At 64.2% G+C, this 23,970-nt stretch carries 22 protein-coding genes; 10 read left to right on the top strand and 12 right to left on the bottom strand.

The window, feature by feature from the left end; translation table 11 throughout:
- Nucleotides 1–135 precede the first annotated feature (135 nt).
- The gene (locus ACQY80_RS16895) at nt 136–2,223 is read left to right on the top strand and encodes a M13 family metallopeptidase (RefSeq protein WP_428681923.1); all 2,088 of its coding nucleotides are present in this window, start codon (nt 136–138) and stop codon (nt 2,221–2,223) included.
- Between the two features lie 20 nt (nt 2,224–2,243).
- Here ACQY80_RS16895 and ACQY80_RS16890 read toward each other — a convergent pair whose 3' ends face one another.
- The 4 genes from ACQY80_RS16890 to ACQY80_RS16875 are packed head-to-tail and all read right to left on the bottom strand — an operon-like array spanning nt 2,244 to nt 4,454.
- Complete coding sequence (locus tag ACQY80_RS16890) at nt 2,244–2,525, bottom strand: hypothetical protein (protein ID WP_428681921.1); 282 nt, start codon at nt 2,523–2,525, stop codon at nt 2,244–2,246.
- Entirely contained in the window at nt 2,522–2,935 is a 414-nt protein-coding gene (locus ACQY80_RS16885; RefSeq protein WP_428681919.1) for a VOC family protein, read from the bottom strand. Before ACQY80_RS16885 ends, ACQY80_RS16890 begins: the two co-directional genes overlap by 4 nt.
- Before the next feature lie 2 nt (nt 2,936–2,937).
- A complete protein-coding gene (locus ACQY80_RS16880; RefSeq protein ID WP_428681917.1) occupies nt 2,938–3,288 on the bottom strand; it encodes a hypothetical protein in 351 nt (116 codons plus the stop codon).
- The gene (locus tag ACQY80_RS16875; RefSeq protein WP_428681915.1) at nt 3,285–4,454 is read right to left on the bottom strand and encodes an isovaleryl-CoA dehydrogenase; all 1,170 of its coding nucleotides are present in this window, start codon (nt 4,452–4,454) and stop codon (nt 3,285–3,287) included. The genes ACQY80_RS16880 and ACQY80_RS16875 overlap by 4 nt, the downstream gene beginning before the upstream one ends.
- A gap of 100 nt (nt 4,455–4,554) precedes the next feature.
- On the opposite strand from ACQY80_RS16875, the gene ACQY80_RS16870 reads away from it, so the two are divergent.
- The 5 genes from ACQY80_RS16870 to ACQY80_RS16850 all read left to right on the top strand — a co-directional run bounded on the left by ACQY80_RS16870 (nt 4,555) and on the right by ACQY80_RS16850 (nt 10,430).
- Complete coding sequence (locus tag ACQY80_RS16870; RefSeq protein WP_428681913.1) at nt 4,555–5,451, top strand: LysR family transcriptional regulator; 897 nt, start codon at nt 4,555–4,557, stop codon at nt 5,449–5,451.
- An 87-nt stretch (nt 5,452–5,538) separates the two neighbouring features.
- A complete protein-coding gene (cysD, locus tag ACQY80_RS16865; RefSeq protein WP_428681911.1) occupies nt 5,539–6,444 on the top strand; it encodes a sulfate adenylyltransferase subunit CysD in 906 nt (301 codons plus the stop codon).
- Between the two features lie 118 nt (nt 6,445–6,562).
- Nucleotides 6,563–8,464 (top strand): sulfate adenylyltransferase subunit CysN, encoded by a 1,902-nt coding sequence (gene cysN / locus ACQY80_RS16860; RefSeq protein ID WP_428681909.1) that lies wholly within the window; start codon nt 6,563–6,565, stop codon nt 8,462–8,464.
- A gap of 3 nt (nt 8,465–8,467) precedes the next feature.
- The gene (locus ACQY80_RS16855; RefSeq protein WP_428681907.1) at nt 8,468–9,217 is read left to right on the top strand and encodes a 3'(2'),5'-bisphosphate nucleotidase CysQ; all 750 of its coding nucleotides are present in this window, start codon (nt 8,468–8,470) and stop codon (nt 9,215–9,217) included.
- 76 nt (nt 9,218–9,293) lie between these two features.
- Complete coding sequence (locus ACQY80_RS16850) at nt 9,294–10,430, top strand: zinc-binding dehydrogenase (RefSeq protein ID WP_428681905.1); 1,137 nt, start codon at nt 9,294–9,296, stop codon at nt 10,428–10,430.
- A gap of 17 nt (nt 10,431–10,447) precedes the next feature.
- Here the strand turns inward: ACQY80_RS16850 and ACQY80_RS16845 are convergent, their stop codons facing one another.
- The 4 genes from ACQY80_RS16845 to ACQY80_RS16830 all read right to left on the bottom strand — a co-directional run bounded on the left by ACQY80_RS16845 (nt 10,448) and on the right by ACQY80_RS16830 (nt 14,660).
- A complete protein-coding gene (locus ACQY80_RS16845; RefSeq protein WP_428681903.1) occupies nt 10,448–11,605 on the bottom strand; it encodes a cell wall hydrolase in 1,158 nt (385 codons plus the stop codon).
- A 6-nt stretch (nt 11,606–11,611) separates the two neighbouring features.
- Nucleotides 11,612–12,532 carry a cysteine synthase A gene (gene cysK, locus ACQY80_RS16840; protein ID WP_428681901.1) on the bottom strand — a complete coding sequence of 307 codons (921 nt, stop codon included), beginning with the start codon at nt 12,530–12,532 and terminating at the stop codon, nt 11,612–11,614.
- On the bottom strand, nt 12,529–13,197 hold the full coding sequence (locus tag ACQY80_RS16835) for an RBBP9/YdeN family alpha/beta hydrolase (RefSeq protein ID WP_428681899.1): 669 nt from the start codon (nt 13,195–13,197) through the stop codon (nt 12,529–12,531). Before ACQY80_RS16835 ends, cysK begins: the two co-directional genes overlap by 4 nt.
- A 152-nt stretch (nt 13,198–13,349) precedes the next feature.
- Nucleotides 13,350–14,660 (bottom strand): MFS transporter, encoded by a 1,311-nt coding sequence (locus ACQY80_RS16830; RefSeq protein ID WP_428681897.1) that lies wholly within the window; start codon nt 14,658–14,660, stop codon nt 13,350–13,352.
- Between the two features lie 126 nt (nt 14,661–14,786).
- Here ACQY80_RS16830 and ACQY80_RS16825 point away from each other — a divergent pair, with 126 nt between their 5' ends.
- From ACQY80_RS16825 to ACQY80_RS16815, 3 genes are read left to right on the top strand one after another with little or no spacing between them, the layout of a single operon-like run.
- Nucleotides 14,787–16,523, top strand: a complete 1,737-nt coding sequence (locus ACQY80_RS16825) for a DUF885 domain-containing protein (RefSeq protein ID WP_428681895.1) — start codon at nt 14,787–14,789, stop codon at nt 16,521–16,523.
- Nucleotides 16,524–16,575: 52 nt separating this feature from the next.
- On the top strand, nt 16,576–17,736 hold the full coding sequence (locus ACQY80_RS16820) for a YARHG domain-containing protein (protein WP_428681893.1): 1,161 nt from the start codon (nt 16,576–16,578) through the stop codon (nt 17,734–17,736).
- Nucleotides 17,733–19,505, top strand: coding sequence for a tetratricopeptide repeat-containing protein (locus tag ACQY80_RS16815; protein WP_428681891.1), 1,773 nt, complete (start codon nt 17,733–17,735; stop codon nt 19,503–19,505). The genes ACQY80_RS16820 and ACQY80_RS16815 overlap by 4 nt, the downstream gene beginning before the upstream one ends.
- Here ACQY80_RS16815 and ACQY80_RS16810 read toward each other — a convergent pair.
- Complete coding sequence (locus ACQY80_RS16810; protein WP_428681889.1) at nt 19,497–20,795, bottom strand: RsmB/NOP family class I SAM-dependent RNA methyltransferase; 1,299 nt, start codon at nt 20,793–20,795, stop codon at nt 19,497–19,499. The genes ACQY80_RS16815 and ACQY80_RS16810 overlap by 9 nt on opposite strands.
- Between ACQY80_RS16810 and ACQY80_RS16805 the strand changes: the two genes are divergently transcribed.
- Nucleotides 20,794–21,051 (top strand): DUF1674 domain-containing protein, encoded by a 258-nt coding sequence (locus ACQY80_RS16805; protein WP_428681887.1) that lies wholly within the window; start codon nt 20,794–20,796, stop codon nt 21,049–21,051. The genes ACQY80_RS16810 and ACQY80_RS16805 overlap by 2 nt on opposite strands.
- Before the next feature lie 36 nt (nt 21,052–21,087).
- Here ACQY80_RS16805 and ACQY80_RS16800 read toward each other — a convergent pair whose 3' ends face one another.
- The 3 genes from ACQY80_RS16800 to ACQY80_RS16790 all read right to left on the bottom strand — a co-directional run bounded on the left by ACQY80_RS16800 (nt 21,088) and on the right by ACQY80_RS16790 (nt 23,967).
- Complete coding sequence (locus ACQY80_RS16800; protein ID WP_428681885.1) at nt 21,088–21,642, bottom strand: cytochrome b; 555 nt, start codon at nt 21,640–21,642, stop codon at nt 21,088–21,090.
- 10 nt (nt 21,643–21,652) lie between these two features.
- Nucleotides 21,653–22,429, bottom strand: coding sequence for a SapC family protein (locus ACQY80_RS16795; RefSeq protein WP_428681883.1), 777 nt, complete (start codon nt 22,427–22,429; stop codon nt 21,653–21,655).
- Between the two features lie 113 nt (nt 22,430–22,542).
- Nucleotides 22,543–23,967 (bottom strand): FAD-binding oxidoreductase, encoded by a 1,425-nt coding sequence (locus tag ACQY80_RS16790; RefSeq protein WP_428681881.1) that lies wholly within the window; start codon nt 23,965–23,967, stop codon nt 22,543–22,545.
- Between the last annotated feature and the right edge of the window lie 3 nt (nt 23,968–23,970).

Genomic DNA, 23,970 nt, shown 5'->3' with positions numbered 1-23,970 from the left:
TCCCTGATATTCGTCCGGAACTACCCTGCCGTTCGTCGATTGAAAAGGAGCGCAGGCCGAAATTGGTTGGCGTTGAAACCAATTCGTCACAGGCCTATGCCCCGTGCGTGCCCCCGTAAGAACAAGGTCTTTGCTATGAAAAAAGCTGTACTCGCCATCCTGCTGTCCACCGCCGCGATCGTCGCTGGCCCGGTCGCCTGTTCGAAGGGCGACGACAAGGCGGCGGCGACCTACACCGTTGGAACCGAGCTCGGCATCAGCAAGGCCGCGATGGACACCAGCGTGAAGCCCGGTGACGATTTCTACGCTTATGCCAACGGCAACTGGCAGAAGACGACCGCGATCCCGGCGGACCGCTCGTCGATCGGCGCTTTCTATATCGCCTTCCTCGAAACCGAGAAGCGGACCCGCGAACTGGTCGACGCGATCGTCAAGAGCGGCGGCGATCCCAAGACCGACGATGGCCGCATCGCTGCCTTCTACAACGCCTATATGAACACCAAGGCGATCGACGCTGCCGGCATGAAGCCGGTCGAGGGCGATCTGGCGCGCTTCGCCGCAATCAGCGACAAGGCCGGCCTGTCGAAGGTGCTGGGCGAACAGACGCGCGCCGACGTAGATCCGCTGAACGCGACCGATTTCGCGACCGAGAACCTTTTTGGCGTCTTCGTGACGCAGGGTCTGGCGACCCCCGGCGAGGTGATCCCCTATGTGCTGCAGGGCGGCCTTGGTCTGCCCGAGCGCGAATATTATCTCTCCGCCGATCCCAAGATGGCGACGATCCGCACGCAATATCAGGCCTATATCGCTCAGTTGCTGACCGCCGCTGGCCAGAGCGACGTCGAGGCGAAGGCGAAGCGCATCTACGATCTCGAGGTCAAGATCGCGAAAGCGCACGCCAACCGGTCGGAGAGCGAGGACTTCGCCAAGTCGGCGGGCGTCTGGACCAAGGCGGACTTTGCAAAGAACGCCCCCGGCATCGACTGGGACGCTTATCTTGCCGCCGCGGGCCTCGACAAGGCTTCTAAATTTGGCGCCTATCACGCGAAGGCGATCACCGGCCTGTCGGCGCTTGTCGCGTCGGAGCCGCTCGATGCGTGGAAGGACTGGCTCGCGTTCCACCAGATCAACACCCACACCGACGTTCTGCCGACCGCGCTCGATAGCGCGCACTTTGCCTTTTACGGCACGACGCTTGCGGGCACACCGCAGCAGCGCACCCGCGACAAGCGCGCGCTCGACGCGCTGAACACCGACCTCGGCGACGCGGTCGGCCGCGTCTATGCCGAGAAATATTTCCCGGCGTCGGCGAAGGCCGAAGTCGGTGACATGGTGACGGGCATCAAGGCGGCCTTCGCCAAGCGCGTCAACGCGATCGACTGGATGGCGCCCGAGACCAAGAAGGAAGCGATCAAGAAGGTCGAGACGATCGTCGTCGGCGTCGGCTATCCCGAAACCTGGCGCGATTATGGCAGCTACACTGTCAGCGCCGACAACGCCTATGGCAACGTCGTCGCGGGCGAGAAGGCCGAATATGCGCATCAGCTCGCCAAGATTGGCAAGCCGTTCGACAAGGCCGAATGGTGGATGTCCCCGCAGACCGTCAACGCGGTCAACCTGCCGGTCCAGAACGCACTGAACTTCCCCGCCGCGATCCTGCAGCAGCCCTTCTTCAACGCCAAGGCCGACCCGGCCTATAATTACGGTGCGATCGGCGCGGTGATCGGACACGAGATCAGCCACAGCTTCGACAACAATGGCGCGGCGTTCGACTCGACCGGCGCGCTCCGCAACTGGTGGACCGCCGCAGACCTGAAGAAGTTCGAGGAAGCCGGCTCGGCGCTGTCGGCGCAGTACGACGGGTACAAGCCGTTCCCCGACCTCGCCGTGAATGGCAAGCTGACGCTGGGCGAGAATATCGCTGATGTCGCGGGTCTTCAGGCGGCCTATGACGCATATCGCGCGTCGCTGAAGGGACAGGAAGCGCCGGTGATCGACGGCTTCACCGGCGACCAGCGCTTCTTCATCGCCTATGCGCAGACCTGGGCGACCAAGATGCGCGACGAGGCGCTGCGCGCGCGGATCGCGACCGACGGCCACGCGCCGGGTATGTACCGTGCGCTGACCGTCCGCAACCTCGACGCATGGTACAAGGCGTTCGACATCAAGGAAGGCGACAAGCTCTATCTCGCGCCCGACAAGCGCGTGCGCGTCTGGGGCTGACCGACATGCAGGGCGGGGTGTCATGCTCCGCCCTCCTTCTTTGCCGCCGGTTTCTTCCGGCGGATCAAATGGCTGTAGACGCCGACCAGATTGATGCCGAGCAGGGCGACATTCTGCCAGCCGATGCCTTCGCTGTCGGGTTGCAGGAAGCCCCAGGCGATCAGCGCGAGACTGCTCGTCACGAAGATCACGAACGCCCAGCCGTTCCACCGCTCGCCAAGGTTGAGCGAGACGAGCAGTGCCGCGAGCGTTGCGGCGGCGGCGCCATAATATTGCAGTGCGTCGAGCAGCGTGTCGCTCATACGCCCGTCGCCCCGAACACGAACTCCAGCTTCAGCCCGTCGGGATCGGCGAAGAAGACCGCATAATAGGTCGGGCCATAGCGCGGATAATCGGCGGGCGCGTCGAGGATTGTCGCGCCGATGCTGCGCAGCAAATCGTGGAGCGCGTCGACATCGTCGCGGCTTTCGGCCGCCCATGCAAGATGGTGGAGGCCGGGCGAATAGCGATCGTGCGCGCGCTCTGCGCCCGGCCCGCGCGCTTCGATGATGCCGATCGAATGGAACGGCTCGCCCTCGCGGTCCCAGTCGCTGCCATGGTCATAATCGGCCGAACGCCGATAGCCGAAGAACCCCAACACCGCGTCGTAAAAGACGCGCGACCGCTCCTTGTCGGTGACCGTCAGGTCGATGTGGTGGACAAGCCCGCGCATGTTTATGTCAACGCGCCGATGACGGCGAAGATGCCCGACGCGGTCAGGAACGGCCAGCCGATATGCTTGCCGCGCGTATAGGCTGCATCGAACAGCCCTGTCGCGGTCCACGCCGCGCCGATCAGCAGGATCAACCTATGCGGCGTGCCGGGCCAGACGACCGAGGCGGCCGATACAAGCATCAGCAGCGACAGCGCATGCCACGCAAGACGAAAAACCTTGCGCGCGAGGTCGACGCCCATCACGCCTTGATCGAGCGTCATCAGAGGCTGGATCAGCCGCCGCTCGCCCAGAACGCCGTGAACGATGGCCGTCGTCACCATGAAGGCGGCCGACAGCCAGAGCCAGATCACGCGCCGGCGCCGATCAGTTCGCGGCCGATCAGCATGCGGCGGATCTCGTTCGTCCCCGCGCCGATATCGAGTAGCTTGGCGTCGCGCCAGTAGCGCTCGACCGGCCAGTCCTTCGTATATCCCGCGCCGCCCAGTGCCTGGATCGCTTCGCCCGCGACCTTCACCGCATTCTCGCTCGCGAGCAGGATGCATCCAGCGGCGTCGAAGCGCGTCGTCTGCCCGGCGTCGCACGCCTTGGCGACGTTGTAGACATAGGAGCGCGCCGACTGGAGCATGACATACATGTCGGCGACTTTCGCCTGCATCAGCTGGAACGATCCGATCGGCTTCCCGAACTGCTTGCGATCGCGAACATAGGGGATAACCGTGTCGAGGCACGCCTGCATGATCCCGAGCTGCAGCCCGGCGAGCACCACCCGCTCATAATCGAGCCCCGACATCAGCACGCCGACGCCGCCATTCTCGGGCCCCATCACCTGATCTTCGCTGACCTCACAGTCGGTAAAGACGAGCTCGGCGGTCGGCGAGCCGCGCATGCCGACCTTGTCGATCTTCTGCCCTATGGCGAAGCCCGGCATATCCTTTTCGATCAGGAAGGCGGTGATGCCGCGCGACCCGGCCTCGGGGCTGGTCTTCGCATAGACGACCAGCGTGTCCGCACAGGTCGCGTTGGTAATCCAGAATTTGTTCCCGTTCAGGACATAGCCGCCCTGAACCTTGTCGGCCTTCAGCTTCATCGATACGACATCGCTGCCCGCGCCCGCCTCGGACATGGCGAGGCTGCCGACATGCTCGCCGCTGATCAGCTTGGGGAGATATTTCGCCTTCTGCGCGGCATTGCCCCAACGGCGGATCTGGTTGACGCAGAGGTTCGAGTGCGCGCCGTAGGAGAGCCCGATCGCGGCGCTCGCGCGGCTCACTTCCTCCACCGCGATCACATGCTCGAGATAGCCTAGGCCAAGTCCGCCGAACTCTTCCTCGACGGTGATGCCATGCAGGCCAAGCGCGCCCATCTGCGTCCAGAGCTCGTCGCGCGGAAACCAGTCCTCGGCGTCCGCTTTCGCAGCCAGCGGGGCAATCTGTTCGTCGGCGAAGCGGGCAGTCGTGTCGCGGATCATATCGGCGGTTTCGCCGAGCGCGAAATCGAAATCGGGGGTGGCGCGCATGGGGATCCCTTCAGTCAGGGGCGGAACATGCTGGGGTTGTGCCCCAAGGCGCGTTTATATGAAAATTGAAACTTCATGCGTTTCAGCATAAGAAATATTTATGATAAAGCGCTCGCACATCCGCCAGTTCCTCGCCGTGGTCGACGCCGGAAGCTTCACCCGCGCCGCGCAGCAAATCCGCGTTACTCAGCCGGCGCTTTCGACCGGCGTCGCCGACCTCGAACGCCTCGTCGGCGCGCCGCTGTTCATCCGCAATCGCCGCCAGATTCGCCTGACCGAAGCGGGTGGGCGCTTCCTCCCGATTGCGCGCGATCTTGAACGGGGCTTCCGCACCGCCGACAGCTTCGGCCGCGCCGAGGAAAGCGACAAGCCGGTGCTGAAGCTGGGCACGATCCGGTCGGTGCCGGGAGAATTCTTCCAGAGCATTGCGGCGCTGCTCGCGCGCGACTTCGCATTGGAAATCAGCGAGAACAGCGACTCCGAACTTCGCGCCGCGATCCACGGAGGGCGTCTGAACGCGGCGATCGCGCCGTTGCGTAGTGGTGAGCGCGACCCGCATGTGATCGCCCTCTATGAAGAGCCCGTCGTGATGTTTGTCGGGGCGGATCATCCGCTGGCGGGGCAGGGCGAGGTCGCGCCCGAGCAGCTGGCGCCCGAAACGATGATCGCTCGCCGTTCGTGCGAATTCCTCGACGCGACAAGCCGCTTCTTTACCCGTCATCGCGTCCGCCCGCGCTTCGCGCTGCGCAGCGACAGCGACGAGCGCTGCCTGCGCATGGTCGCGGCGGGCGTGGGGATCACCACCGCACCGGTCTCGCTTGCGATCGACGGCATCGTCCCGATAAAGGTCAGCGGCTATGAGTTTCGCCGCGAACTCGGGCTGCTGTTCGACCCCGCCTGGCGCGCCCAGCCCGAAATGGAGGGGCGCCTCGCGCGGGTGCTGCCGGCAATCCGGCGCGCCGCGGCGGACTGGCAGGAAGCAAGGGTCGATGGCTAGCCGGAACGCGAGGCTCACAAGTCTGGCTTGCAGCGCCCAAAGCCCATACAGCTTGATCGCGCCATGATCGGGCGGCAAGGGCGGGGCATGACCGATACGCTGACCCATCTCGACCGGCTCGAGGCCGAGAGCATTCATATCATGCGCGAAGTGATGGCCGACGCGGCCAAGCCCGTGATGCTCTACAGCGTCGGCAAGGACAGCGCGGTGATGCTCCATCTCGCGCGCAAGGCCTTTTATCCTTCGCCGCCGCCATTCCCGTTGCTCCATGTTGATACGACGTGGAAGTTCAAGGCGATGTACGAGTTACGCGACCGGATGGCGGCCGAAAGCGGCATGGATCTGATCGTCTATCAGAATCCCGAGGCGAAGGAGCGAGGGATCAATCCGTTCGACCACGGTCCGCTGCACACCGACATGTGGAAGACCGAGGGGCTGAAGCAGGCGCTCGACCTCCACGGCTTCGACGTCGCCTTTGGCGGCGCGCGGCGCGATGAGGAAAAGAGCCGCGCCAAGGAGCGCATCTTTTCATTCCGCACCGCGAGCCACGGCTGGGATCCCAAGAAACAGCGGCCCGAACTCTGGAACCTCTACAACGCCCGCAAGGCGAAGGGTGAAAGCATCCGCGTCTTCCCGATCTCGAACTGGACCGAGCTCGACATCTGGCAGTACATCGCGCGTGAAAATATCCCGATCGTACCGCTCTATTTCGCCGCGCCGCGCCCTACGGTTGAGCGCGACGGGCTATTGCTTATGGTCGACGACGATCGCTTTCCGCTGAGGGATGGCGAAGTCCCGGTCGAACGGTCGGTGCGCTTCCGCACGCTCGGCTGCTATCCGCTGACCGGCGCGGTTGAGAGCGAAGCAAAGACCCTCTCCGAAGTGATCCAGGAAATGCTGCTGACCACCACCAGCGAACGACAGGGCCGCATCATCGACAAGGATGGTGGCGACGCAAGTATGGAGAAGAAGAAGCAGGAGGGGTATTTTTGACCCGCAACGTCAATCTTCAGATTGACGAGGGGTCAACCCCCGCGAAGGCGGGGGCCTCTTTCGGAACCAATGGACGAAGCGGGATTCCCGCCTTCGCGGGAATGACGAAGAAAAAGATATGACCGATCCTGTTTACGTCACCGACGCGCTGATCGCGGAGGATATCGACGCCTATCTGGCTGGCCATGAGAAGAAGTCGCTGCTCCGCTTTATCACCTGCGGTTCGGTCGACGACGGCAAGTCGACGCTGATCGGTCGCCTGCTCTACGACAGCAAGATGATCTTCGAGGACCAGCTCGCCGCGCTCGAAGCCGACAGCAAGCGCGTCGGCACGCAGGGGCAGGAGATCGATTTCGCGCTGCTCGTCGATGGGCTCGCCGCCGAGCGCGAGCAGGGGATCACGATCGACGTCGCCTACCGCTTTTTCACGACCGAAAAGCGCAAGTTCATCGTCGCCGACACCCCGGGGCATGAGCAATATACGCGCAACATGGTCACCGGCGCTTCGACCGCGGACCTTGCGGTGATCCTGATCGACGCGCGCAAGGGCGTGCTCACCCAGACGCGCCGCCACAGCTTTCTCGCACATCTGCTCGGTATCCGGCACATCGTGCTGGCGGTGAACAAGATGGACCTTGTCGGTTACGACAAGACGGTGTTCGAGCGCATCCTGCTCAGCTACCGCGCCTTTGCCAGCGAAATCGGGATCACCAATTTCACCGCGATCCCCATCTCGGGCTTCAAGGGTGACAATATCACCGCGCTCTCGGACAACACGCCCTGGTTCAAGGGGCCGGCGCTGATCGAGCATCTCGAAACGGTCGAGATCGGCGCGGCCGCCGACGAAGCAAAGCCGTTCCGCCTGCCTGTGCAATGGGTCAATCGCCCGAACCTCGATTTCCGCGGCTTCTCGGGCCAGCTTGCGAGCGGCAAGGTGAAGCCGGGTGATGCGGTGCGCATCCTGCCCAGCGGCAAGACGACGACGGTCGACCGCATCGTGACGCTCGACGGCGATCTTGAGGAGGCCGTCGCGGGGCAGTCGGTCACACTGACGCTCGCCGACGAGGTCGACTGCTCGCGCGGCGACGTGATCGCCGCCGCCGATGCGCCACCCGAGGCGGCCGACCAGTTCGAGGCGACGCTCGTCTGGATGGCCGACGAGGCGATGATCGCGGGCCGGGCCTATTGGCTGAAGCTCGCAACGCAGAGCGTCTCGGCGACGGTTCACCAGCCGAAGTACGAGATCAACGTCAATACGCTCGACCATCTCGCGGCGAAGACGCTCGAACTAAACGGCATCGGCGTCGTCGAACTGTCGACCGACAAGCCGATCGTCTTCGAGGCCTATGGCGACAACCGAACGCTCGGCGGCTTCATCCTGATCGACAAGCTCACCAACGCGACCGTCGCCGCGGGCATGCTGCACTTCAGCCTCCGCCGCGCGCAGAATGTCCATTGGCAGGCGACCGACATCGACCGCGACATGCGCGCCAGCCTCAAGAACCAGCGGCCCGCGCTGCTCTGGTTCACCGGCCTGTCGGGCTCGGGCAAGTCGACGATCGCGAACTTGGTCGAAAAGAAACTGCACCGGATGAACCGCCACAGCTTCCTGCTTGACGGCGACAACGTCCGCCACGGCCTCAACCGGGACTTGGGGTTCACCGAGGCCGACCGGATCGAGAATATCCGCCGCGTCGGCGAGGTGGCCAAATTGATGACCGATGCGGGTCTGATCGTGATCACCGCCTTCATTTCGCCCTTCAGGGCCGAGCGCGACATGGTGCGCTCGATGCTGCCCGAGGGCGAGTTCCTCGAAATCTTCATCGACACGCCGCTGGCGGAGGCCGAGAAGCGCGACGTGAAGGGCCTCTACAAAAAGGCGCGCAGCGGCCAGCTCAAGAATTTCACAGGTATCGACAGCCCCTATGAGGCGCCCGAGACGCCCGAAATTCGTATCGACACGACCGCGATGACGCCCGAAGAAGCGGCGGACCTGATCATCGATCGCTTGTTGGGATAAGGCATGACGGCGGGGGAAAGCGACGAGCAGCTGGCCGAACGGCTTGCAACGACAGCAGGCGCGATCCTGCTGGAGCTTCAGGCGTCGGGCGAGTTCATCGGCAAGGCCCTTGGTCAGGCCGGCGATGCCCGTGCCAACGCGATGCTGATGCACGAACTGCGCGCCGCGCGGCCCGATGACGCCATCCTGTCCGAAGAGGAAAAGGACAATATCATACGCTGCGACAGCAGCCGCGCCTGGATCGTCGACCCGCTCGACGGCACGCGCGAATATAGCGAGGGGCGAAGCGATTGGGCGGTGCATGTCGCACTCGCGGTCGACGGGGTTCCGACCATAGGTGCGGTCGCGCTTCCGGGGCTTGGCCTGACGCTGACCTCGGGATCGCCGAAGCCGCTCGAACCCGCGAACAGCCCGCTGAAAATGCTGGTCAGCCGGACCCGACCCGCCGCCGAAGCCGTCTATGTGGCGCAAAAGATCGGGGCCGAGTTGCTCGCGATGGGTTCGGCAGGCGCGAAGGCGATGGCCGTCGTGCGCGGCGAGGCCGACATCTATCTGCACACCGGCGGCCAATATGAGTGGGACAATTGCGCGCCCGCTGCGGTGGCGGTGGCCGCGGGGCTGCATGTCAGCCGCGTCGACGGTTCGCCGCTCGTTTATAATTGCGCCAACCCCTATCTCCCCGATCTGCTGATCTGCCGGAAAGAGCTTGCCGGACAGGTGCTGCAACTTGCGGCGGAATATTCGCCCGGCTGACCGGCGAAGCATTGCCAGCGCAGCGCCCGCGCCCTAACTCGGTTGCATCGAAAAACCGAACAACGGGAGACGCGCGATGACCTACCTGCCTGAAACCAATCTCGTCATGGTGACGCTCGTGAAGCCCGAAGGGCAGCTCGAGGTCTATCTTGAACGTCGCCCGATGCCCGAGCCAAAGCCACATGAAGTGCTGGTGAAGGTGCTGACGACCCCGATCAATCCGTCCGACCTCGGCCTGCTGTTCGGAGGCGCCGACATGTCGACCGCGCGCGCCGGAACGCGCGATGGCCTGCCGATGATCACCGCCGACGTGCCGCCTCCCGGGATGCGCGCGATGGGTGGCCGTATCGGCGACGCGCTGCTCATCGGCAACGAGGGTTGCGGCGTGGTCGTCGCGGCGGGAAGCAATCCCGAGGCGCAGGCGCTTGTCGGCAAGACCGTCGCGCTGCTCGGCGGTGAGATGTACGCCGAATATCGCTGCGTACCGGTACAGATGACGATGGCGTTACCCCAAGGCACCGACCCGGTCGATGGCGCGTCCTGCTTCGTCAATCCGCTCACCTCGCTGGCCTTTACCGAGACGATGCGGATGGAGAACCACAGCGCGATCGTCCATACTGCTGCGGCGTCGAACCTTGGCCAGATGCTGGTCAAGATTTGCGCCAAGGACGGCATCCCGCTCGTCAACATCGTGCGCAGCGACGCGCAGGTCGAAATCCTGAAGGGCATCGGCGCGCAGCATATCGTCAACAGCAGCGCCGACGATTTTCAGGACAAGCTCGTCGATGCGATCGTCGAGACCGGTGCGACGCTGGGCTTCGACGCGATCGGCGGCGGCAAGCTGGCGGGCCAGATCCTGTCGGCGATGGAAGTCGCCGCGGTCAAGCGCATGACCAACTACAGCCGCTATGGCTCCGACACGTTCAAGCAGGTCTATATCTATGGCGCGCTCGACCTCGGGCCGACCGTCCTCAACCGCAGTTTCGGTCTGACCTGGTCGCTCTCCGGCTTCCTGCTCACACCCTTCATGGCGAAGGCGGGGATGGAAGTCGTCGGACGGATGCGCAAGCGCGTCGTCGATGAACTCACCACGACGTTCAAGAGCAACTACAGCCACGAAATCTCGCTGACCGAGGCTCTCAGCCTCGACACCGCGCACGCTTACAATGCGAAGCGCACCGGCGAGAAATATCTGATCCGGCCGAACGCCTGACGCGAGCTCGCCGCGCGTCAGCGCTTCATGCACTGACGCGCGTCGTCGCGCTTGTATTCGCTGCAATTCCACAGCGCCTTTTCGAAGCCCGCCTTGTCGTCGCGGAGATAGGAAAAGGTCATCGCCGAACGCTGCGTGTCGTTCATCGCGTCGCTGTCGGGCTTCAGCGTCGGGTTGGTCCAGCCCATGAACTTGCAATAGGGTTTGTTGCCGCACAGGCGGAGCGCCGTCGTCACGAAACTCTCGGGCGCCGCCTTTCGGTCGAGCGCGACATAGATGGTGTCGCGGCCAGCGGCATCGCCGGCTCCGGTGACGACCTTGGCTTCGCCGACTGCAGCGTTGGCGTCGACGCCGGCGAGTTCGGTCGTCGGCAGCGTACCAAGCGCCACGGCATGCGCCGGCGACAGCGCCGCCATTTTGGGGATCCCGACGTCATTGCCCGACACCGCGCCGCGAAACGCTCCCGGCGTTCCCCAATAGCCTGGCCAGCGGAAGAACAGGTGCGTGTCGACGATCGCGATCTTCTCGAGGCTGTCGCTCCAATAGGGGCGGACCCAGTCGGTGTGATAGTGCGTCGCGAGCCCGACCTTGGGATAGGTCGTGCCCGACAGCATCATCTCGGCATTCGCCTGCGCGCGGGCCCAGGCGGCATCCGAATAGCGGCGGTTCAGTGCGCCGTCGCAGGTGAAGGTGAACTGGCAGCCAGTCGTCCGTTCGGATCCCTGAAACACGACGCCGCAGATCGATTTCGGGAAGGCGGGATGGCGCGCCCGGTTGATGATGACCTGCCCGACGGCCTGCTGGCCTTTCGCATCGTCGCCGGCTTCATAGATCATCGCGGCGGCAAGGCAGTCGCGCGCCCGCGCACGACCGTCGCCGCTGCCTGCGTAGATGAACGGCCGCGGCGCAACGAAATCCCTGGTGACAATCGGGATCTCGGCATTTTCGGTGCGCGCGTCGGCTTCGGTCACCGGCGCGAGGTCCATCGGCGCGACTTCGGGGATGACGTCAGCAGGCGGCGCGACCGGATGCGGCCGAGCGCCATGCTTTCCGGACGCACCATGACCGCTTGCGTAAAGAACCGCGACGAGCGCAGCCACGGTGATCGCGACAAACAGCCAGCCCGTCCAGTCGCGCCGTAATGGCACCACCCGTTCGCCTTCGGCGATCATCATAGGGGTTCAGATTTCGGGAAGGAAATCGGGAACCGAAAGATAGCGCTCGCCGGTGTCATAGTTGAAACCGAGCACCCGGGTGCCGGGAGGCAGCTCCGCAAGCTTCTGCTGAATTGCAGCAAGCGTGGCACCCGAAGAGATTCCGACAAGCATGCCTTCCTCGGTCGCGGCGCGGCGCGCGAAATCTTTCGCGGCTGCGGCATCGACCTTGATCACGCCGTCGAGCAGGTCGGTGTGGAGGTTACGCGGAATGAAGCCGGCCCCGATGCCCTGGATGGGATGCGGCGCGGGTTGCCCGCCTGAAATGACCGGCGAGGCTTCGGGCTCGACGGCGTAAACCTTCAGGTTCGGCCAATGCTGCTTCAGGAATTGCGCGGTACCAGTGATGTGGCCGCCGGTGCCGACACCGGTGATCAGCACGTCGATCGGCGTATCCTTGAAATCGGCAAGGATTTCGGGACCGGTCGTGCGGACGTGCACGTCGATATTCGCTTCATTCTCGAACTGCTGCGGCATCCATGCGCCGGGGGTCGTTTCGATCAGCTCGATCGCGCGCTCGATCGCACCCTTCATGCCCTTTTCACGCGGCGTCAGATCGAAGGTCGCGCCATAGGCGAGCATCAGCCGGCGGCGCTCGATCGACATGCTTTCGGGCATGACGAGCACCAGCTTGTAACCTTTAACCGCGGCCGCCATCGCGAGGCCGATGCCGGTGTTCCCCGACGTCGGCTCGACGATGGTGCCGCCTTCTTTCAGGCTGCCGTCGCGTTCGGCCGCCTCGATCATGGCAAGTCCGATCCGATCCTTGATCGATCCCCCGGGATTGCTGCGTTCCGACTTCACCCAGACTTCGGCGTCGGGGAACAGCTTGGCCACGCGAATATGCGGGGTGTTCCCGATGGTCTCGAGGATCGAATTGGCTTTCATGATCGGTGCGCTCTTTCCTTGAATTCGAACCGCGGGTCGCGGCGGACGCGATTCGGCCAGTCTCCGGCACGAAGCCACTGGGTCTCGTCGGCCAGGACCGGCACGGGCGCGGGTTGTAACGAGGCGAGCAGATACTGTCCATAAGGCCAGTCCCCGATCGCCGAGTCGGCGTTGATATGGCCGAACGGCCCGGCGTTGACGAAGCGCGCATCCCATTGCCGCGCAAGGCGCCAGACGTGCGCGGTCTTGGCATAGGGGTCATTGTCGCTCGCGACGACGATGATCGGCGTGCGCGAAGTGAAGCCCGGCGTGTCGGCGAAGCCGGTGATCCGCTTTTCATGTTGCAGCCGTGTCATATCGGGGGGAGCGACCAGCAAGGCGCCGGCGATGCGGCTGCGGGTCAGCGTACTCGCGGCGGCGAACCAGTGAGCGAAGGCGTGGCAGCCAAGACTGTGCGCGGCGATCAGCACCGGCTCGCTCTCCGCATCGATCGCCGCGCCGATACGGCGGGCCCACTCGTCGCGATCGGGTTCGGCCCAGCGGCCGAGTTCGATTCGCTCTGCATCATCGAACTTGCGTTCCCAAAGGCTCTGCCAATGGGTGGGGCCGCTGTTGTGCAGGCCCGGAATTGTAAGGATTTTGTGGCGGATGGTGGCGTTATGCATGGCGGGTTCTCCATCAAGGGGAGGGAGGGGGAACCGCGGTGACGGGTGCAATCGAGATAACTCAATCAATTTAATTGACAAGCGCTTTGTGGCGAGAGGAAGGCAGTTTGCGACGAGCCGTTTGAGCGTCTTCGCCGGGCCGCAGAAACGCGTCAGTCGGTCTTGTCGATCCTGGATGCGAAGGTCTTGGCATGGCGAAGTTCGGGAAAGAGCCACGACCACAACGCGGTGACGCCGACCGCCGCAGCGCCGCCGATGACCACGGCGCTGACCGGCCCGAGCGCCGCCGCCATCACGCCGGCGCGCATCTCTCCCAACTCGTTCGACGCCGAGATGGCGAGTCCCGATGCGGCGCTGACTCGTCCGCGCATATGGTCGGGCGTGTTGAGCTGGATCAGTGTGCCGCGCACGAAGACCGAGAACATGTCGGCGGCACCCAGCAGCACCAGCATCGCGAGCGACAGCATGATATTGGTCGACAGGCCGAAAACGACGGTCGCGAGGCCGAACGCGACGACAGCCCACAGCATCTTCACACCAACATTGCGTTCGATCGGGCGGATGGCGAGGCCGAAGGCGACGACCGCTGCGCCCAGTGCCGGAGCCGCGCGCAGCAACCCAAGGCCCTCCGACCCAACGTGCAATATGTCGCGGGCATAGACCGGCAGCATCGCTGTGGCGCCCGACAGAATGACGGCGAACAGATCGAGCGTGATCGTTCCGAGCAGGAAGCGCTCGACCCACACGAATTTCAGACCATCGGCCATCTCGCGCAGCGGATGGCGGCGGACTTCGACCGGTGGCGGCAGGACAGGGCGAACGCGGCTGATCGTAAAGGCGGAAACCGCCAGCATCGCGGCGGAAAACAGATAAACCGACGTCGGGTGCGCCGCGTAGATGAGGCCGCCGGCTGCGGGTCCGATCACCGACGCCGATTGCCACGCGATGCTGCTCATCGCGATTGCACGCGGCAGGACGGCGGGCGGAACAATGTTCGGCGCGATCGCGCTCATTGCCGGGCCGGAAAAGACGCGCGCGACGCCGTGAAGCGCTGCGAGGGTGAAGAGGAGCTCGAGCGTCAGGCCGTCGGTCCAGGTGAACCAGCCGAGGACGAGCGCGATACCGATGTCGATCGCGTTCGAGAAGATTGCGACGCTTCTCCGTTCGAATCGATCGGCAGCCCAGCCGGCAACCGGCGTCAGCAATGCCAGCGGGACGAACTGGAACAGGCCGAGCAGGCCGAGCTGGAACGAGGCCTCCTTGATCGACATGCCGTAATCGGTACGCGCCGTATCATAGAGCTGATAGCCGATGACCACCACCATCGCGATCGTCGCCATCACCGCGGTGAAACGTGCAACCCAATAATAGCGATAGTCGGGAAAGCTGAGCGGAGAGGGATCGGGAACTGCAGCTTTGGGCAGTTCGGGTTCTTCACCGTCGGGTGGGTAAATCGTCGCCATCGACACCCGCCCTAAGGCCGATTTCGCGACTGTCCAGAGCGCATGCGTATGCCGTTCGTCGATTAACGGATGTCATTCGTCGGAGCCGGTGGCAGAAGCCCCGCATCGATTGAGGGAGACCTTCGAATGACACGCAAATTTGCCCGCTTCGGCGGCGCCGCGATGGCCGCGACGCTACTGGTCCTGACCGCCTGCAACGCGTCCGACAACAAGTCGGTTTCGTCGTCGAGCGCGAAGACCTGGACCGAGTTTCGCGACAATTTCCTGACCGGCTATTTCCCGTTGAACCCGAATTTTGCGGTTTATCAGGGCAAGCATGAATTCGACGGCCAGCTTCCCGACTGGTCGGCCGAAGGTCTCAAGAAGCAGACCGACTTTCTCGAAAAGACCATCGCCGATGCCAAGGCGTTCGACGGCCAGATGACCGACGCCGAAAAGTTCGAGCGCGACTATCTGGTGCATGTCGCGCAGGGCCAGCTCTTCTTCCTGCAGGATGCCGATTTCCCGCACAAGAACCCCGCCTGGTATGTGGGTCAGCTTGACCCGAACGTCTATATTGCGCGCCCTTATGCCGATGCGACGACGCGGATGAAGGCGTTCATCGCCTATGCGCAGAAAGTTCCGGCGGCGACCGAGCAGATCAAGGCGAACGTCAAGCTGCCGCTGCCTGCCACTTTCGTCAAATATGGCACGTCGGGCTTCGGGGGCTTTGCCGACTATTACACCGGTGACGCGAAAAAGGCCTTTGCCGAGGTCAAGGATCCGGAACTGCAGAAGCAGTTCGACGAGGCTGCGGCGAAGGCCGCGGCGGCGATGAAGGATCTCGCCGCCTATATCGGGTCGAAGCCCGGAACCCCCGATGGCTACGCGATCGGCGCCGACAAGTTCGCGAAGATGATCCTGACCAACGAGGCGGTCGACACACCGCTCGACGAGCTGGAACGTATCGGTCAGGCCGACCTCAAGCGCAACCAGGATGCGCTGAAGGCTGCGTGCGCGACCTACGCCGCCGGCATGACGATCGCCGACTGCATGAAGAAGATGAATTCAGACAAGCCCGAAGGCGGGCCGGTCGCCGAAGCGCGGCGCCAACTGCCGGCGCTTCGCGCGTTCCTCGTCGAAAAGGATCTGGTTTCGATCCCGGGTACCGAACAGGCCAAGGTCGAGGAATCGCCGCCCTATAACCGTCAGAACAGCGCCTATATCGACATTCCGGGGCCGTATGAGAAAGGCCTGCCGTCGGTTTACTATATCTCGCCGCCCGATCCGGCGTGGGACAAGGCAACGCAGGATGCATTCGTTCCGGGCAAGAAGGATCTGCTCTTCACCTCGGTCCACGAGGTGTGGCCGGGTCACTTCCTGAACTTCCTCCACTCGAATCGCTCCGAAAGCATCTTCGGCAAGCTGTTCGTCGGCTACGCCTTCGCCGAGGGTTGGGCGCATTATACCGAAGAGATGATGTGGGATGCGGGACTCGGCAACGGCGACCCTGAAACGCATATCGGTCAGCTGTCGAATGCCCTGCTTCGCGATTGCCGCTACCTGTCGGCGATCGGACTTCACACCAAGGGCATGACCGTCGCCGACAGCGAGAAGCTGTTCAAGGAGCAATGCTATCAGGATGCCGGAAATGCGCAGCAGCAGGCCGCGCGGGGCACCTATGATCCGCTCTATCTCAATTACACGATGGGCAAGCTGATGATCCGCAAGCTCCGCGAGGACTGGACAGCCAAAAACGGCGGGGCGGGCGACAGGACGAAGTGGAAGGCGTTCCACGACGAGTTCCTGTCCTACGGAGGTCCGCCGATCCCGATGGTCCGCGCCGCGATGATGAAAGAAGAAGCGCCGAAGGCAGTCTTCTGAGGCTGGCGAATCGAACGACCCACGGCTAGCCTCTTCAGCGAAGGGGCTAGCCATGGTTGATGTTTTCATTTCCTATTCGCGCGATAACAAGGCGCGGGTGGCCGATATCGCGGCGGCCGTGACCGCTGCGGGATATGAGGTGTGGTGGGACGCCGAGCTGCCGCCGCACCGCTCCTATGGCGATGTGATCACCGAAAAGATCGGCAATGCGAAGGCCGCGATCGTCGTCTGGTCGCACCAGTCGGCGCAATCCGAATGGGTGCGCGCCGAAGCCGATGTTGCGCGGAACCAGAAAAAGCTGGTGCAGACCGCGATCGACGACGTGATGCCGCCGCTGCCTTTCAACCAGATCCAGTTTGCCGATCTCAGCGACTGGCAGGGAGAACCCGGGCACCGCGGTTGGAGCAAGGTTCTGATGAGCCTCGAAGAACTGTGCGGCCGCGAAGCCGTTCAATCCGCTGCTCCGCCGCCACCGGCGGCGACCCCGAAGCCGGCGCCCGTCGAACCGCAGGTCCAGCCTGCGGCTCAAAAATCGTCCTTCCTTCCGTGGGCATTGCTGGGTCTCGCGGTGGTCGCGCTCGCACTCCTGGCTTGGAAAATCCTCCAGCCGTCTTCGGCACCCGCGACGAATACGCCCGCGACGGAGGCTGCCGCGACGCCCGCCGCCGATACGCCAGCCGCCACAACCGCGGCCGCAACCCCTGCGGAAGCCTTCACGCTTGCAGCGGTGATCGATGATCCGGATGGCTTCACCAACATTCGCGCCGGGCAGGGCAGCAGCACGGCGATTGTCGGCAAGGTGCTCGAGGGCGAGAAATTCCTCACCTACAAGCAGTCCGGCCAGTGGTGGCGGGTGCGCAAGGCCGACGGCACGACGGGCTTCATGTTCCGCAAGTATATCCGGATCGTCGAAGGCGGTGCGGGCGCTGCGGCAAAGCCCTCGACGGCATCGACCGCCGATGGCGCCATCATTGCCGATTCGTCGACGCGCGCACTGAGCGCGGCCGATGTCGCAGGTCTCAGTGCGGATCAGGCCCGTATCGCCCGCAACGAGATTTTCGCGCGCAAGGGCTTCCGCTTCAAGGACCCGGGCCTGCAAGCGCATTTCGGGCAGTTCTCCTGGTATCGGCCGACCAGCGACACGGTCGATCTGTCGGCGACCGAAAAAGCGAATGTCGCGCTGTTGAAGTCGGTCGAAACCGGCACACAATGACGGCATCCGCCGCCGCTATCGAGGCCGAAGTCGCCCAGCGGCTGGGCGAGGGGGACGCGCTCAGCGCCTTTGACTGCGCCGCCGCGGCGCGGCGCGACGGGATCGAGAGCCCGCGGCTGCGCTATCTGATGGTGCGGGCGCTTGCGGCATCGGGCGACAGCCTTGGCGCAATGCATCTTTACGAGCAGCTCGACCTGGCAGCGGAGGGCGACGTCGACAGTCTCGCTCTCGCAGGGCGGATCTGGAAAGACGAGGCTTTCGATCATGATGGCGCCGAGCGTGCGACGTTCCTCCGCAGGGCCGCCGCTGCCTATGACCACGCCTTTCAGGCGTCGGGCGCCGATTTTCCGGCGATCAACGCCGCGAGCCTCTACGCCATGCTCGGCGAGCGCGAGCGCGCTGCGGCCTTTGCCGGGCCGATTGCAAGCAATGCAGCGGCCGACAATTATTGGGATCAGGCGACCTTAGTCGAGGCGCTGCTGCTGCTGGGCCGGTGCGATGAAGCCTTGCTCCATGCCCGCGCCGCGAATGGACAGGCGGGCAGTCGTGCCGGGGATCGCGCGTCGACATGTCGTCAGATTGCGCGGCTTGCGGCGAGCGGAGCCGTTGCGGCCGATCATGCCGCGGCAATCACCGCCTTGCTGCGCCCCTCGCCGGTCGGCGTCTATTGCGGACGAATGTTCCGCGCGGGTGGCGAGGGCGAAGCAAACGCAGTGAAGGCGATCAACGCAGCGCTCGATGCGCAACCATTGTCGGCGCTCATCGGACCGCTCGCGTGCGGCGCCGACATATTGTTCGCCGAAGCGGCCCTGGAACGGGGCATCGACCTTACGATCGTGCTGCCATTCGCTGAGGATGACTTCGTCGCGCAGTCGGTGCAATCGGGCGGCGAGGATTGGGTGCCACGCTATCGCCGTTGCCGCGACGAAGCGGCGATGGTCCATTTTGCCAGCACCGCGGGCTATGTCAGTGACGACTGCCAGTTCATCCTCGGTTCGCACACCGCGATGGGATTAGCCAAGCTTCGCGCCCGTGAGCTTGAGACGGTGGCGGTCCAACTCGCGGTGGTCGATCCGGCGGTAGCTGCGCGTTCGGGCGCCGAAATTGCCGGAACGAACGCCGATATCGCGCTATGGCAGGGGCAGGGAGGCGAGACAGTAACGATCGCCGTCGGCGATCTCGACCGCAACCTCGATTTTCCGCCCGCGCCGAAGCCGCCCGAGGGAACACGGCGCGGGCTTTATGCCATCCTCTTTGCCGATTTCGCCGGTTTCTCGAAACTTGGGGAAGCCGAACTGCCGATCTTCGCGAACGAGGTAATGGGCGGGATCGGCCGCATTCTCGATGAATTCGGCGCCTCGGTACTCTTCCGCAATACCTGGGGCGACGCGGTCTATGCGGTGGTCGATAATCCGGCAACCGCCGCCCGGATCGCGCTCGCGATGCAGGAAAAGCTCGACGTGCTGCCGGCAGAGCTCCGGCTGGACGGGCAACGCGCCGGGATGCGGACCGGCATCCATTTCGGGCCTATCTATCGCGGTACAGACCCCGTGGTGGGGAACGAGCTATGGTACGGGACCGAAGTGACCCGCACTGCGCGGATCGAACCTGTTACGCTGGTTGGGCAGGTCTATTGCACCCAGCCGCTCGCTGCGATGCTGGCGCTGGAAAATGCGCGCGATTTCGATTGCGACTATGTCGGCAAGGTCCGGCTCGCCAAGGATTATGGCGAGCTGGCGCTCTACCGCCTCTCGCGCCGGTCAGCCTGACGGCGCGCGCAGTCGCGCGACGAAGAAGCCATCAAGGCCTCCTGCATCGGCAAGCAGGCCCGGCAGGGTACGGACAAAGCCCTCACCATCGGGCACGATAGCTGGTGGCGGTTCGTCCGCCTTTACCGGATCGACCGTCCAGCCATCGTGGCGGTCGAGGAAGGCGGCAATCTGATCCTCGCCTTCGGCGCGCTCCAGCGAGCAGGTGGCATAGACCAGTATCCCGCCCGGCTTGAGCCATGCCGCAGACCGGTCGAGCAATTCTGCCTGGAGCGCCGCCATCTCGTCGATCTGCCGCGGCTCGATACGGTGCAGCACGTCGGGATGGCGCCGGAAGATGCCGGTCGCGGTGCAAGGCGCGTCGAGCAGGATGGCGTCGACCGGTGCATCGGGCGCCCATTTGCGAATATCGCCCTGGACGACCTCCGCCGAAAGCCCGGTACGTGCCAGATTGTCCGAAAGCCTCGCGAGCCGCTTGGTGCTCGAGTCGACCGCGACGACATTCCAGCCTGCGGCTGCGAGCTGCATGGTCTTGCCGCCAGGGGCGGCGCACAGATCGAGAAGGGTTTTGCCCTTGCCTTCGCCGAACAGGCGCGCCGGCAGGCTGGCGGCGAGATCCTGAACCCACCATCCGCCCGCTTGATAGCCGGGCATCGTCTCGACCGCCTGACCGCGCGGAAGACGGCGATGCAGCGGCGCGAGCGATATCGCATCGGCCCACTCGCCGTCGGCGGGCTCGGATGCGAAACTCAGATCAATCGGTGGCGGTGCGCTCCACGATGCCGCGGCCAACGCGACGATATCGTCGCCCCACTGCGCGGCCCATCGCTCGGCGACGCCTTCGGGAAGGTTGGCGCTGTCGGGCAGCTTCCATTCCTCTTGTTGCGCGCGCGACAGCAGGGCGTGCACCAGCCGTCGCGGCCCACCGGCGACCAACGGCAGAGCGGTTGAAACGACGGCGTGCGGGGCCGTCTTGAGAACCAGCAATTGCGCCAGCGCGAGCCGTAATACTGCGCGCGATTTCACATCTTCGGGCAGGATCTGTTCGGTTGCACTATCGATCAGACCGTCGATATCGACCATCCAGCGCAGTGTTTCGGACACGATCGCGATCGCGAAGGCGCGGTCGGAGGGGGCGAGCCCCTGCGTTGCAGCGTGCGCCGCGATATCGAGAGGGTCGCCGCGACGAAGCACGGCATCGAGCAGCCGCAGCGCGGCGCGGCGCAACGCCGTGCCCGGCGGATCGGCTTCGGCGGGGCCGCGACCGCGGCGGGGACGGCGATCAGCCATGTCGGTGGTTGGCGTGGGGCAAGGGATATCCTATGTTGCGGGGATCATGACCGCGAAAGAAGGAAAAAGCGATATGGGCGGCACCCCGCGAGCAACCGCGCGACCGGCCCATGTGAAAGCGCCGGCGAACTGGACGAACAGCCCCGTGCCGTCGCCCGCGCCGATCTGCGAGGACAAGGCCGAAGACCAGCCGGGCGGGCGGAACCCCGTGCGATACGGCGACTGGGAACTCAAAGGCATCGCGATCGATTTTTGACTGCGGAAGCTTCCGCGTCAAAACGGGTTTTCCGCGTCAAAACGGGTTCATTCGCGAAAGCTGTCTATTTCGATCAATGAACTGATGCTTGGCCACTACCAGCAGGTGGATGGCAACCAGCGTCAGCATCGTCAGCCCCAGAACCTCATGCCGCTCGTGCATGGTGTCTGACAGCAATTTGTCGGGTGCGACAATCGACGGGATGGTGAACAAACCGAAGAAGTCGATCGGCCGATCGGCGGCCGACATCCATACCCAGCCCGACAGCGGCAACAGGATGAGCAACGCATAGAAGAGAAAATGCACGATCCGGCTCGCCCATTTTTCCCAGCCGGGCGTCTCGGGCGGAAGCGGCGGTGCCCGGTGAACCAGACGCCACAGGATGCGGAGTAGGGTGAGTGCGAGAATCGCCATGCCCAGCCCTTTGTGGATGTCCATCGCGGTGCGATGGGCCTCGCGGGGCATATCTTCCGTCAGCATCGCGAGACCGATATTCACGATCACCGCCAGGCCGATCAGCCAGTGCAGCCATATGGCCACCTTCGTGTAGCGCGGATCGGTGGTCGTTCCGGCATCGGCGATGGTGGCCATATCAGTCTCCTCAGACGGTCGGAACCTGCATAAGTTCCGGCACCTTGCCAGCCTTGACCTGCTCGGCAAAGACTTCGCGCATCAACTGCAGCGAGAAGAGGTGTGCAAAGACGAGGCCGAGGCTGCCGTTCTGCATCATCTTGCGCAGGACGTCGCCGCGCAGTTCGCGCAGCTTGTTTTCGTCGACCATCTGGAAGCCGCGATAGATATAGGGCTTGTCGCTGCCATCGGGCTGGATCGCGACTTCGCCATCCATCAGCAGGTCGGCTTTCTTCAGCTCTTCCATCAGAAAACCGGTACGCTGGCCGGCTTCCTCGAAATTCTTGCAGAATTCGAGGATCGCGTTGACAGGCTCGGTCGGCTGACCGTTTTCGAACAGCGCGTCGCCTTCGTCGAACTTGCCGATCGCCGGCGAGGTCGGGTCGAAGCAGAGCGACAGGTCTTCGCTGTCGGGATTGAGGCGGGCGAGAAGGAACGGATAGCGACGGATATAGGCCGGAACATAGACCGGATTGAGCAGCTTACCCTCGGCGTCCACGAACGTGTTCACGCCTTCATTGAGGCCCATCAGCGCCAGCGGGACCGGGTTTTCACCGGCCGAAAAGACGATCGGGTAAAAGCGGCATGCCGACACGAACTCGTCCGACGTCAGCGGAACGGCATGCTGGTGCACCAGGAATTCGGCATTGTCGAGCGGACGCGCGCGGTAATCCGCATGATCGACACTCGAAAGCGGGATGAGATCGTTATAGAAAATCGGGAAGCTATTGTCGGGCGCGGTGGCCATGGTCGAACTCCGGATCGGGTGCCCCGGAGGCTCCGGGACAAAATGGGTAATGGCGCGCCTTATTGGCAGGCGCCGCGCGGCGCAAGGGGCGATGGCATGGACCGCCGCCGGGATCAGCCAATCAGTTTGCCGGGATTGAACAGACCCGCAGGGTCGAGGCCCGCCTTGATGGCTCGCAGGGCGGCGAGCCGCGCGGGGCTGTCGAGCGCCGCCAGCATATCGCGCTTCATCTGCCCGATGCCATGCTCGGCCGAGATCGAGCCTCCCAGCTCGACGACATGGGTGTAAACGATCCGGCTCGCTTCCAGGCCGTGTTCGGCAAGCCATGAGGCGGCATCGACGCCTTGGGGCGGCTGGACGTGGTGATGAATATTGCCGTCACCCAGATGGCCGAATGACACCGTACGGATGCCGGGGAAGGCGGTTGCGAGGCGCGCGGGATTGTCGGCGATGAACCGCGGCATCAGGTCGACCGGAACGCTCACGTCATGCTGTAGCGCCGGCCCTTCGGCTCGCTCGGCCTCCGAAATCGAATCGCGCAGCCGCCAGAAATCGTCGCTCTCCCGATCACTCTTGGCGATCGCGGCGTCTTCGGCGAGCCCAGTCTCGATCGCCTTCGTCAATTCGCCTTCCAGACCGCGCCCGAGCGCCTCGCTATCGTTTCCGGCGAGCTCGACGAGCGCATACCAGGGGCTCGCCGCGCCCAGCGGCTGGCGCGTCTGTGGAATGTGGCGCAGCACGGCTTCAAGGCTGCGATGCGGAATAATCTCGAAACCTTCGAGAACATTGCCGAGCGCCGCGTCGAGGCGGCGGAGCAGGACCAAAGCGTCGTCGGGTGATTGCAGGCCGATCCACGCCGTCTGTCGCGCCGCCGCGGCGGGGACCAGATGCAGGCTTGCTGCGGTGACGATCGCCAGCGTTCCTTCGGCTCCGCAAAGCAGATGCCTGAGGTCATAGCCCCGATTGTCCTTCTTGAGCGGCGCGAGGCCGTCGAAGATGCTCCCGTCGGGCAACACCGCCTCGACCCCCGCGACGAGCGCGCGCATCGTGCCGTGGCGCAAAACCTGCGTTCCGCCGGCGTTGGTCGACACCAACCCGCCCACGGTCGCAGAGCCTTTGCCGCCGAGGGTGAGCGGGAAGCGAAGCCCTTGGTCGAGCGCGGCATGGTGGAGGTGTTCCAGAATCACGCCGGCTTCGGCGATCATGATCTGCGCTGGGGCATCGATACGGCGGATCCAGTTCATCCGCCGCAGACTGAGCAGAAGCTGGTCGCCCGAGGCGTCGGGCGTGGCGCCGCCGACCATGCCGCTGTTCCCGCCTTGCGGGACAAGAGCAACGCCTTCGGCCGCGCACAGCGCAACAACGGCAGCGGCTTCTTCGGTCGTTGCCGGTGACAGCATGGCTGCCGCCTTGCCATGATATTTGCCGCGCCAGTCGGTCAGCCACGGCGCCAGAACATCGGGATCGATGCTGAAGCCTTTCGGACCCAGAAGGTCTGCCAGCCGGGCTAGCAGCGCAGGCGTTGGGGGACGCGTCATGCC

Source organism: Sphingopyxis sp. (assembly GCF_965279755.1).
Classification (GTDB): domain Bacteria; phylum Pseudomonadota; class Alphaproteobacteria; order Sphingomonadales; family Sphingomonadaceae; genus Sphingopyxis.
This window is presented reverse-complemented; position numbering and strand designations above follow the sequence as displayed.